This is a genomic window from Collinsella aerofaciens (genome assembly GCF_040926185.1).
GTDB lineage: Bacteria > Actinomycetota > Coriobacteriia > Coriobacteriales > Coriobacteriaceae > Collinsella > Collinsella aerofaciens_BC.
Map to the genome: position 1 here is coordinate 14,812 of NZ_JBCOIQ010000009.1, position 12,289 is coordinate 27,100.

The 12,289-nt window shown below is 61.9% G+C and carries 9 protein-coding genes; all 9 read left to right on the top strand.

Annotation, left to right across the window (positions count from 1 at the left end):
* Positions 1-46 precede the first annotated feature (46 nt).
* The 9 genes from purD (at position 47) to AB5750_RS05490 (ending at position 12,268) form a co-directional block, all read left to right on the top strand.
* A complete protein-coding gene (purD, locus tag AB5750_RS05450; protein ID WP_117817441.1) occupies positions 47-1,351 on the top strand; it encodes a phosphoribosylamine--glycine ligase in 1,305 nt (434 codons plus the stop codon).
* Positions 1,352-1,372: 21 nt separating this feature from the next.
* A complete protein-coding gene (locus AB5750_RS05455) occupies positions 1,373-2,068 on the top strand; it encodes an NUDIX domain-containing protein (protein WP_368145743.1) in 696 nt (231 codons plus the stop codon).
* An 82-nt stretch (positions 2,069-2,150) separates the two neighbouring features.
* Positions 2,151-3,923, top strand: coding sequence for an ABC transporter ATP-binding protein (locus AB5750_RS05460; RefSeq protein ID WP_368145742.1), 1,773 nt, complete (start codon positions 2,151-2,153; stop codon positions 3,921-3,923).
* Between the two features lie 19 nt (positions 3,924-3,942).
* The gene (locus AB5750_RS05465) at positions 3,943-4,905 is read left to right on the top strand and encodes a hypothetical protein (RefSeq protein WP_368145741.1); all 963 of its coding nucleotides are present in this window, start codon (positions 3,943-3,945) and stop codon (positions 4,903-4,905) included.
* Between the two features lie 211 nt (positions 4,906-5,116).
* Entirely contained in the window at positions 5,117-6,556 is a 1,440-nt protein-coding gene (gene carA, locus AB5750_RS05470; RefSeq protein WP_368145740.1) for a glutamine-hydrolyzing carbamoyl-phosphate synthase small subunit, read from the top strand.
* A gap of 1 nt (position 6,557) precedes the next feature.
* Positions 6,558-9,872, top strand: a complete 3,315-nt coding sequence (carB, locus tag AB5750_RS05475) for a carbamoyl-phosphate synthase large subunit (RefSeq protein ID WP_368145739.1) — start codon at positions 6,558-6,560, stop codon at positions 9,870-9,872.
* Positions 9,873-10,310: 438 nt separating this feature from the next.
* Complete coding sequence (gene purE / locus AB5750_RS05480; protein WP_006235810.1) at positions 10,311-10,775, top strand: 5-(carboxyamino)imidazole ribonucleotide mutase; 465 nt, start codon at positions 10,311-10,313, stop codon at positions 10,773-10,775.
* A 35-nt stretch (positions 10,776-10,810) separates the two neighbouring features.
* Positions 10,811-11,815, top strand: a complete 1,005-nt coding sequence (locus tag AB5750_RS05485) for a class B sortase (RefSeq protein ID WP_368145738.1) — start codon at positions 10,811-10,813, stop codon at positions 11,813-11,815.
* A 33-nt stretch (positions 11,816-11,848) separates the two neighbouring features.
* Complete coding sequence (locus AB5750_RS05490; protein ID WP_368154937.1) at positions 11,849-12,268, top strand: molybdenum cofactor biosynthesis protein MoaE; 420 nt, start codon at positions 11,849-11,851, stop codon at positions 12,266-12,268.
* The last annotated feature ends 21 nt before the right edge of the window (positions 12,269-12,289 follow it).

Consider the following 12,289-nt stretch of genomic DNA (forward strand, 5'->3'; position numbering starts at 1 on the left):
AAAGGGCTCGCGCGGAGCGGGCCATTCATCCATAGAGGAGGCACCCTTGAAGGCGGACACTCAAACCATCGACATCCTGTTGTTGGGCAGCGGCGGCCGCGAGCATGCTCTGGCAGCCAAGCTCGCAGCATCACCGCGCGCCGGCAAGCTCTACATCGCGCCGGGTAACGGCGGCACCGCGAGCTGCGGCGAGAACGTGGTTCTCGACGACTGCGATCCTGCGGCCGTGGCGGCGTTTGCTCAGAGCCACGGATGCGGACTCGTGGTAATTGGCCCCGAGGCTCCGCTCGTGGCGGGCGTGGCCGACGCCGTGCGCGCGGCGGGTATTCCCTGCTTTGGCCCGGGTGCCGAGGGCGCCCAGATGGAGGGCTCTAAGCTGTTCTCCAAGCAGCTCATGGAGCGTGCGGGCATTCCGACGGCAGCCTATGGTTCGTTTACCGACGAGGCTTCGGCTCTCGCCTACGTGCGCGAGCAGGGCGCCCCGCTGGTCGTGAAGGCCGACGGCCTTGCCGCGGGCAAGGGCGTTATCGTGGCGACCGAACTTGAGCAGGCCGAGGAGGCCGTGCGCGAGTGCTTTGGCGGCACCTTTGGCGATGCCGGCAACACCGTGGTTATCGAGGAGATGCTCGTTGGTCCCGAGTGCTCGCTGCTGGCCTTTACCGACGGCAAGACCGTGCGCCCCATGGCCACCTCGCAGGACCACAAGCGCGCGCTTGAGGGCGACCTTGGTCCCAACACCGGCGGCATGGGTGTCTACAGCCCGGTGCCCATCGTGACTGACGAGGAGCACGCCACCATGGTGAAGGTCATGGAGCAGACCGTGGCCGAGCTCGCTGCCGAGGGTATCGACTACCGCGGCTGCCTGTATGGCGGCTTTATGCTCACCCCCGCCGGCCCCAAGGTGCTGGAGTTCAACGCCCGCTTTGGCGACCCCGAGACGCAGGTCGTGCTTCCGCGCCTTAAGAACGACCTGGTCGAGGTCATGCTGGCTTGTGCCAACTGCGAGCTCGACCAGATTGAACTCGACTGGCGCGACGAGTGGGCCGTGGCCGTTGTCCTGACGAGCGCGGGCTATCCCGGCAGCTACGAGAAGGGCAAGGTCATCACCGGTATCGCCGACGCCGAGGCCATGGAGAACGTGACCGTGTACCATGCCGGCACCGCCGTGGTGGACGGCCAGCTCGTGACCAACGGCGGCCGCGTGCTTGCCGTGACCGCCCTGGGCGACACGTTCGAGAACGCTCGCAACCTTGCCTACGAGGCCTGCGAGAAGATTGATTTTGAGGGCAAGACCCTGCGTCACGACATTGGCCTGCGTGCGCTGCGCGGCCGCGACGCCTGGGATGCCTAAAATCCGAGAGGAATGAGACGGATGGACGAGAAGAACGAAGAGCTCGTGGACGCGCAGATCGTCGAGCAGGACGGTCGCACGTACGGACACGCCGAGGGCGAGCCCGGTGGCGAGGTCGTCGATGAGCCGCTGCTGGTGCTGGGCGATGACGACCCGCACGATGCCGAGCTGCACGAGAAGATTCTTTCGGAGGAGTGTGCCTGGAAGGGCAAGATCCTCGACGTCCACCGTCTTGAGGTTGAGCTGCCCAACGGTCGCCGCAGCGCCCGCGATATCGTTCGCCATCCGGGTGCGGCGGCCGTTGTGGCGCTGACCGAGAGTGGCAAGATCGTACTGGTGCGTCAGTACCGCACCGCCATCGACCGCGTGACGGTCGAGATTCCCGCCGGCAAGCTCGATCCAGGCGAGGACCCGCTCGATTGCGCCAAGCGCGAACTGCATGAGGAGACGGGCTTTAGGGCTGGTCGTATTCGCTTTTTGACGTCGATTGTCACGTCCTGTGGTTTTTGCGATGAGATCATCCACATCTACTTGGCTACCAAGCTCGAGTTTGATGCGCCCAACCCCGATGATGACGAGTTTGTCAACGTGGACCTGGTGCCGCTGCACGAGCTGATCGACGCCGTGCTCGACGGCAAGATCGAAGACGCCAAGACCGTCGTAGGCGCGCTTGCCTGCGACAGCATCGCGCACCGCCTTGGGGGCACGGAGCTTTAACGAGTGGGGATAGCCCTGGGACAAGTGCTACTGATTGCTTTGTCCCAGGGCCTTACGTTGCTGATATTTCTTTGAGGATCACATGCTGAAGAGGTTTCTTTCGTATTACGAGCCCCAGATGGGGCTTTTTGTTGCTGATACTGTTTGTGCTCTGGTGCTTGCCGCCATTGACCTGGCGTTCCCCATTATTCTGCGCAATTTGACCGGTGGGCTGTTTACTCAGGGCCAGGCTGCTATTATGCAGGCGCTCGGTATGATCGCGGTGGGGCTGGTGCTGATGTATGCCGTCCGCTGTGCCTGCCGCTATTTTGTGAGCTATTGGGGTCACGTGATGGGCGCGCGTATGGAGTCCAAAATGCGTGAGGACCTGTTCGACCAGTATGAGCGCTTTAGCTTTGCGTACTTCGACCGCAACAGCTCGGGCGACATGATGAGCCGCGTGGTCAACGACCTGTTCGATATCTGCGAGGCGGCGCACCACGTGCCCGAGTGGATCATCATCTGCGGCATCGAGATTATCGGCTCGTTTGTGATTCTCTTTACCATCGCCCCGGTGCTGGCGCTCGCCATGGCCGTGGTGACGGCGGCGTTTGCGGTCATCATGTTTTGGCAGAACATGCGCATGCGCGAGGTCTTTAGCGACAACCGCAAAAAAATCAGCGGCATCAATGCGCAGCTGCAGGATTCGCTGGCGGGCATGCGCGTGGTCAAGAGCTTTGCCAATGAGGAGACCGAACGCTTCAAGTTCCGCGCCTCCAACAATCGCTATCTTTCGTCCAAGGAGAACATGTATCACGCCATGGGCGTCTATACCGCGACGTATGGCCTGCTCTCGGGTGTGCTCTATGTGATCGTGGTGCTGCTGGGCGGCTGGCTGGTCGCCCAGGGACAGCTGCAGGCGGTCGATATGGCGACCTTCGCGCTCTACATTTCGCTGTTCTGCACGCCGCTCGAGACACTCGTCAATTCGGCCGAAACGTATCAGAAGGCTATCGCCGGCTTTAAGCGTATGGACGAGGTGCTCTCGACCGCGCCGGATATCCAGGACAAGCCGGGCGCCACGGATCTGCAGGTGACTGCCGGCGCCGTGGAGTATCACGACGTGTGCTTTAACTACGAGGATGTTGAGCTGGGCGAGGGCGATGCCGACGAGCGTCCCGTTATCGACCATATGGACCTGTCCATCAAGCCCGGGCAGACCATCGCTTTGGTTGGCCCTTCGGGCGGTGGCAAGTCCACGACCTGTTCGCTGCTGCCGCGCTTTTATGACGTGGCTGCCGGATCCATTAGTATCGACGGCCAAGACGTGCGCGATGTGACGCAGCAGAGCCTGCGCCGTGCCATCGGCCTGGTGCAGCAGGATGTCTATCTGTTTGACGGTACGATTGGCGAGAACATCGCCTACGGCAAGCCGGGCGCTACAGCGGAAGAGATCGCCGAGGCCGCCCGTCGCGCCAACATCGATTCCTTTATCGAGTCGCTTCCACAGGGCTACGACACCGTGGTGGGCGAGCGTGGCAGCCGTCTTTCGGGCGGACAGAAGCAGCGTGTTGCCATCGCGCGCGTGTTTCTCAAGAACCCCAAGATTCTGATTTTGGACGAGGCGACGAGTGCTTTGGATAACGAGAGCGAGGAGGCGGTCCAGGAGTCGCTCGAAGAGCTGGCACGCGGCCGCACCACGATTATCATCGCCCACCGTCTTTCGACCATTAAGCATGCCGATGAGATTGCGACCGTTGAGCATGGTCGCGTTGTGGAACGTGGCACGCACGAGGAGCTTCTCGCTCGCGGCGGCACCTATGCCCGTTACTATCGAATGCAGTTCGAAGGTGCGCGTGCGCATGAGCTCGACTGATTGATATGACAGGAAGTTTATGGCTGATAAGAACCCTTTGACTCCGGAAGAAGTGACGGAGTTATTCTCCGAAATCGACGCATCCGGCGTCTTGGATCCCACGCTTGCCAAAAAGCGCACCGAGCGCATGCGCGAGAAGGAGGCAGCGGCCAAGCGCGGTGACAAGGCGGCGTTGGCCCAGCTGCGCAGCGAGGACCGCGCGAGCCAGGCAAAACATATCGACCCGCTGTCCGAGGACGATCCTTCGGGCTCGCAGGTGAGCCATACCATCACGAAGACCGCCATGGCCGTGGTCATTACCATCTTGGTACTGATTGTGGGCATGCAGATTGGCTACGGCGTAATGCGTCGCCTGAACACCGCCAACCTGTCCGAGAGCGTTTCGGTGGATACCGTTTCGACCGCGCTCAAGGGTGGGCTCGAATGGGGCAACGGCTTTACGCAGTTCCCGCTCGAGTTTACCGTCGACGAGGCGGACGAGCGCACGGGTACGGTTGAGGTGACGGTGTTGGACACGTCGTCTGCCAATGAGCTCGAGCTGCTGTCCAACGGACAGATTCAGGCGGCGGCGCTTGCGACCAACGCCCTACTCAACGACAAGATTGACCGCGTGGTGTATAACGTTCACGCCTATATCGACGAGGATAGCAACATTCAGCACGATTCCTTTTTTGGCATGTTCCCCGCGCGGGGTCATCAGAGCGCCATTTTGACGTTTGTGTGGACCAAGAGCTCATCCAACGCCACGAGTATCGACTGGAAGATGCGCATCGTAAGCATGGACGACACCATTGCCGAGCGCATTCAAAAACAGGTGAACTCGGTTTCGTCGCTGATCGAGGACCCGGTGGTGAGCCAGACCAAGATTGACGAGGAAAAGGCCGAACGTGACCTGGAGCATCGTCTGCATGGCCGCGAGATTTTCCGCGGCGGCAAGCCCGATCGCACACCGTTCGAACTGCTGGAGCAGGACAAGAAATAATAAGACGCCATCATCCCGCGTGAGCCACAAGCCCGCGTGGGATGATTTTTCTGGGACGGGGATTAAAAAATCATTATGCATAGAAAGTCATAATTATCATTTCGTAAACATTTCGATGAAATTAACGCCATGAGGCATGCTTGCGGTTACAATACCGCGAGGCCTAACTACACACCTTTAAGCCGGTCCTGTGAGACCGGGAAGGAGAATTATGGCGAACAACCATACCGCGGGCGCTGCCGCCCGCACCTTCGCGCCCAGCGAGCTTTGCCAGCGTATGCTGGCCAAAACCAGCAAGGGCACCTGCGGTCCCTGCATCCTGTATCTTGAGGATGGGACCATTTTTTATGGACGTGCATGCGGCGCCGAGGGCACCGCGACCGGCGAAGTTTGCTTCAACACCTCGCTCGAGGGCTACTTTGAGGTCATGACCGACCCGAGTTATGCCGGCCAAATCGTAACCATGACCTATCCGCAGATCGGCAACTACGGTATCGACGAGACCGACGTCCAGTCGGCCTTCCCTGGTGACGCCGCGCGCCCTGCGAGCGCTCCGGCCATGCGCGGCATGATTGTTCGCGACATGTGCGCCACGCCTTCCAACTGGCGCTCGGCCGTCAGCGTGCCGGAGTATCTGCGTGCCCACGGTATCGTTGCCATCGAGGGCGTCGATACCCGCGCCCTGGTGCGCCACCTGCGCGACAACGGTTCCAAAATGGGCATTATCTCGACCGAGATCTTCGACGTCGACGAGCTTGCCGGGCGTCTGGCCGCAGCACCCACGCTGGTGGGCGAGAACCTGGTCAAGACCGTGAGCTGCCCCGAGCTTCACGAGTTTGCAGCCGCCGACCTGCCCGCTACGCATGACTTTGCGCTCGCATCTGCCGCTCCTGCCCGCCACAAAGTGGTCGCCTACGACTGCGGTGTGAAGCGCGGCATTCTGGAGGGGCTGGTCCGCGCCGGCTGCGACCTTACCGTCGTGCCGTGGGACACGCCTGCCCAGCAGGTGCTCGACATGAATCCCGACGGCGTCTTTTTGTCCAATGGCCCTGGCGACCCCGATGCCGTGGTGGAGACCTACGAGCAGGTGCAGCAACTGATCGGCAAGGTGCCGGTCTTTGGCATTTGCCTGGGTCACCAGATGATCAGCCTGGCCTGCGGCGCCCAGATGGAAAAGCTTAAGTTCGGTCACCGCGGTGGCAACCAGCCGGTTATGAACCTGGTGAGCCGCCGCGTGGAGATTACCGCGCAAAACCACGGCTTTGGCCTGCTGTTCCCCAGCCTGGGCAAGCTGATTCCCGAGCTCTCTGGCGGCGAGACCGAGCATACGGCCGACGGCGATCTGCGCGCCTGGGTGCGCCGCGGCATCGCGCCGGTCGTGATGAACGAGCGCTTCGGCCGCATTCGCCTGACGCATGTGAACCTCAACGACGGCACCGCCGAGGGCATCCAGCTGCTCGACGCCCCGTGCTTCTCGGTCCAGTACCACCCCGAGGCCTCGCCCGGCCCCACCGATGCCCACTACCTCTTTACCGCCTTTACGCGACTCATGGACGGCGAGGAGAACTACCTGGACATCGACACCGCGAAGGACCGCCTTGCCGGCTGGAATTTCGCTGAGACTGTCGCGACCGAGACTGAGGAGAACTAACATGCCGAAACGTGCTGACATCAAGCGTATCCTCGTCATTGGTTCGGGCCCCATTGTCATTGGCCAGGCCTGCGAGTTCGACTACTCCGGCGCCCAGGCCTGCAAGGTGCTCAAGGAGGATGGCTTTGAGGTCATCCTGGTCAACTCCAACCCGGCGACCATCATGACCGACCCGGGCTTGGCCGACCGCACCTATGTCGAGCCCATCACCGCCGAGTTTATCGAGCGTGTGATCAAGAAAGAGCGCCCGGACGCGCTGCTGCCCACGCTGGGCGGCCAGACCGGTCTGAACGCCGCTGTCGAGCTGGCGAAAGACGGTACGCTCGACAAATACGGCGTCGAGATGATCGGCTGCGACCTGGCCGCTATCGAGCGCGGCGAGGACCGCAAGCTCTTTAACGAGGCCATGGCCGAGATTGGCCTGGAGGTCGCGCGCTCGGGCTATGCCTACAGCGTGGCCGACGCCGAGGCCATCGCCGAGCGCGTGGGCTATCCCTGCGTACTGCGCCCGAGCTTTACCCTCGGCGGCGCCGGTGGCGGCATCGCTCATACCCACGAGGAGCTCGTCTCCATCGTGAGCCAGGGCCTTGAGCTCTCGCCTGCCCATGAGGTACTGGTCGAGGAGTCCATCGAGGGTTGGAAAGAGTACGAGATGGAGGTCATGCGTGACCACGCCGGCAACGGCATCATCGTGTGCTCTATCGAGAACCTCGACCCCATGGGCGTGCATACCGGCGACTCCATCACCGTGGCGCCGGCGCAGACGCTCTCCGACCTTGAGTATCAGCGCATGCGTGTCGCCTCGCTCGCCATCTTGGAGAAGATCGGCGTCGAGACCGGCGGCTCCAACGTGCAGTTTGCCGTGAACCCCAACACCGGCCGCCTGATCGTCATCGAGATGAACCCGCGCGTGAGCCGTTCGTCCGCGCTGGCCTCCAAGGCCACGGGTTTCCCCATCGCCAAGGCCGCCGCTCGCCTGGCCGTGGGCTACACGCTCGACGAGATCGTCAACGACATCACCAAGGCAACGCCCGCCTGCTTTGAGCCCACGATCGACTACTGTGTGGTCAAGGTGCCGCGCTTTGCCTTCGAGAAGTTCAAGGGCACCGACCCCACGCTCACCACGCGCATGAAGGCCGTGGGCGAGATCATGGCGATCGGTCGCACCTTTGAGGAGGCCTTTGGCAAGGCCATGCGCTCGCTGGAGGATGGACACCAGGGTATTTGCGCCGGTGGCAAGGAGGGCGCCGACAAGCTGAGCGACGATAAGCTCGCCCAGGCCGTGGCAACCCCGACCGAGCACCGCATCTTCTTTGTGGTCGAGGCCCTGCGCCGCGGCTGGGATGTTGCGCGCATCCACACCATTTGCGGTATCGATCCGTGGTACCTCAACCGCATCAACGATATGGTGCAGGTTCAGGAGAGCATCCGCGGCCTGCGTGTGGAGGATATCGACGCCGACGCGATGCGTCTGCTCAAGCAGTACGGCACGAGCGACGCCGAGATTGCCGCGCTGACCGGCTCGGACGAGCGCTTTGTGCGCGCCTATCGCAAGGGCCTGGGCGTGGTTCCCAGCATGAAGACGGTCGATACCTGCGCTGCGGAGTTCTCGAGCGCCACGGAGTACCACTACAAGACGTACGAGAACGTCTACCGCACGAGTCCGGATGCTAAGAAGTGCGTGGCTCCCGACGAGACCACGCCGGCGGACAAGCCCAAGGCGATGATCCTGGGCGCCGGCCCCAACCGCATTGGCCAGGGTATCGAGTTCGATTACTGCTGCGTGCACGCGAGCTACGCGCTGGCGGCCCGCGGCTTTGAGACCATCATGGTCAATTGCAACCCCGAGACCGTCTCGACCGACTACGACACCTCGGACCGCCTGTACTTTGAGCCGCTCACCTACGAGGACGTTATGGATGTCATCGATGTTGAGCGCCCCGACGGCGTCGTGGTGACGCTCGGCGGCCAGACCCCGCTTAAGCTGGCGCGTATGCTCGAGGAGAGCGGCGTGAACATTATGGGCACCAAGCCCGATGCCATCGACTTTGCCGAGGACCGCGAGCGCTTTGCCGCCCTGCTCGACAAACTGGGCATCATGTATCCGCCGGCGGGCCAGGCCACCTCGTTTGAGGAGGCCGAGGCCGTTGCCGCGCACATTGGCTACCCGCTGCTGGTGCGTCCGAGCTACGTGCTGGGCGGCCGCGGCATGATGATCGCCTACGATGCCGAGCATCTGCGCGATTACATGGCCGAGGCTGCGCGCATTAGCCCCGACTACCCGGTGTATCTGGACCGCTTCTTGGAGGGCGCGATCGAGTCCGATGTCGACGCCCTGTGCGATGGCGAAGAGGTCTACATCGGCGGCATTCTGGAGCATATCGAGGAGGCCGGTATTCACTCCGGCGACTCTGCGACCTGCATCCCGCCGTTCAGCTTTAGCGAGAGCCTGCAGGCAAAGCTTCGCGAGACCACGCGCCGCATCGCGATGGCGCTGGGCGTACGCGGCCTGGTCAACGTGCAGTACGCCATCAAGGGCGAGACCGTTTACGTGATCGAGGCCAACCCGCGCGCAAGCCGTACCGTCCCGTTTATCTCCAAGGCCACCGGTGTGCCGCTCGCCAAGTGTGCCGCACGTATCATGGCGGGCGATTCCATCGCGAGCTTGGGCCTGCCGAGCGACGAGCGTCAGCTGGACTGGTTTTGCATGAAGGAAGCCGTTATGCCCTGGGGCCGTTTCCCGGGCGCCGACGTTATCCTGGGGCCCGAGATGAAGTCGACGGGCGAGGTCATGGGTATCGCCAAGAGCTACCCCGAGGCATACGCCAAGACGCAGCTGGCGATTGACTACAAGTTGCCCGATCCAAGCTGCGGCAAGGTGTTCATCAGCGTGTGCGACCGCGACAAGCGTCACATCCTTTCGGTCGCGCGTATCCTGCGTTACCTGGGCTTTGACATCTGCTCCACCGAGGGTACGGCGCGCGTGCTGCGTGGAGGCAACGTGACGTGCGAGATCGTGGAGAAGATTAGCGGCCCGCACGACGGCGAGCGCCCCAACATCGGCGACCTCATCGCCGATGGCAAGATCGCGGTGATCATCAACACGCCGTACGGTCCGGGCTCGCGCGGCGACGGCTATCTGCTGCGCACCGAGGCAGTGCGACGCGGTGTGACCTGCGTGACCGCGATGTCTGCCGCCAACACGTACGTGAGTGCCATCGAGGCGGTGCGCGAGGACCAGCAGGGTCACGGCAGCGCCAACGACATGGGCATGGACGTCATCGCCCTGCAGGACCTGCCGCAGTACACGGTGTAGTGTGACCTGTCCGGCCGGGGCGGCAGCCGGACACTTTCTCTCGGAAACTGGGCTTCGCGAAGTTTTCCGAGAGAAAGGTCCGCCTCCCGCCCCGGCCTGCGGTGACTCGGTTGCACCGTGTGCTGCCGAAGGGGCTTTGCGCGATGACTAGGGCTGAATAGAAAATGAGTGTGGGCCCTGCCGTTCGAACGAACGGCAGGGCCCACACTAATAATTCAGCCAACGTACGTCATAGCAACCCCCGGTAGGTCGAGGGTGCCCCGCGGCGGTCTGGTGTTTTCATCTGAACGACTTTGCGAAGCAACCGGAGTGAAGATGAAAACACCAGACCGCCGCGGGGCACCAGCAGACCGCAGGGACGGGAGCAGCTATACTACTCTCAGTAGTTAAGGGTCGCGGATCCGCCGCGTCACCGCTCTCAACAGGAGGTCTTTGTTTATGGCAGATCAAAAGCCGGTTGTCGGGATCATCATGGGCTCCAAGTCCGATCTGGGCGTTATGGAAGGTTGCACCGCCGAGCTCGAGGCGCTGGGTGTGCCCTATGAGCTTGTCATTGCGAGCGCACACCGCACACCGGCGAAGGTCCACGAGTGGGCTTCGACTGCCGCCGATCGCGGTATCAAAGTGATTATCGCCGCCGCCGGCAAGGCCGCTCACCTGGGTGGTGTCGTGGCTGCCTTTACGCCGCTGCCGGTTATCGGTGTGCCTATGAAGACGAGTGACCTGGGCGGTATGGATTCGCTGCTGTCGATGGTGCAGATGCCTTCGGGCGTGCCCGTGGCCTGCGTTGCCATCAACGGTGCCAAGAACGCCGCCATTTATGCCACGCAGATTCTGGGCGCATGCGACCCCGAGTACCGCAAGGTTATCGAGAAGATGAAGCAGGAGATGGCCGACGCCTAGGCGTTCCGCCGTTTCACCGCAGTATAAGGAGAGCCATGTCCGATTATCAGGGAAAACGATTCAAGGCTTCTCAGATTCCCGATCCGTCGAAGCCGGGTGCTGCCCATGCGGCACAGCAGGGTCGGACATCCTCTCCTCAGCAGCCGCGCGCGCCGCGTCCCGTAACGCCGATGTCCCATCATCGCCAGGATACGCCAGCTGCATATCGCCCTTCGTCGTATGATACGGCCAAGAAAGAATCGCGTTCTACGAAACAGTCGGGCGCTGCTCCGTCGAGCTATACCGAGCCGCCGCGCAAAAAGTGCCGCTCCGTTATCCCCATCTTGCTCATCATTATCGGCATCGGTCTAATCGTTGCCGCTGCCGCCATCTTTATCAACGCTCAGATTGGCTATAAGCAGGCAAGCGATTCGTACCAGAAAATCGAGAAGCAATATGTGAGCGATAAGGACGCCAGCGGCGTGCCGATTATCGACTTCGATGCACTTGCCCAGACAAATCCCGAGGTTGTGGGTTGGATTTACGCGCCGGGAACCAACATCAACTATCCCGTGGTGCAGACCAATAACAACTCCAAATACCTCAACACGCTGTTTGACGGTACGTCCAATGCATCGGGTGCGATCTTCTTGGACAGCGACGACACCGCGCCGGGAATGGTTGACCAGCAGACCACGATTTACGGCCACCATATGAACGATGGGTCGATGTTCAACGTGATTTCGGACACCACCGACCAAGCGACGTTCGATAGCATCGAGTACGTGTATTACATCACGCGCGATGTAACGTATAAGCTGCGACCGCTGGCGACCAAGGTGGTCGAGGACACGTATGCCAAGGCGCGCACGACCAATTTTGAGGGCGACGACGGGCTCAAGAACTACCTGTCCGAGATGCTCGACGGTGCTTCGGCAGTGGCGAGTGATGCAGGCGACCGCGCCGCCTCGGCAACCAAGGTCGTAACGCTTGTGACCTGTCGTTCGTTATCGCTGAGCAACACACGTGCCGTCATGGTGCTCACGCCGGTCGAGGAATAGATAATGGGCTACTCAATGACGGTGAAAGGGGAAATGATGCTCGAGAATGGCAAAACGATGCCTTCGGTTGATGCTTGGCTGCGCGAGGCCAAGGCCGATGCTTCGGCGGCAGGCTGTGGGATGTATCTGACGCATAACGGTGTGGTGCGCGCGACGCCCAAGTCCGAGGCGCGCGGTGTCGAGACCGATGGCGTGGCGCCGGGCCACAAGGTGGGCGGCATGGTGTTCGGCTTCGATGCTCAGAAGGTGCAGGCTGCTATCGAGGCCACGAGCGCGATGCCGGGTATCGGCTATGTGCGCGTGTGGCTGGCAAGCGGCGAGCTCGCCGTGGGTGACGACATCATGCTCGTGCTCATCGGCGGGGACATTCGCCCGCACGTGGTCGATGCGCTGCAGGCACTCGTTGGCACCATCAAGAACGAATGCGTGAGTGAGGTCGAGCGCGAGGCGTAGAGGCTTGCGTCGATAGAAGAC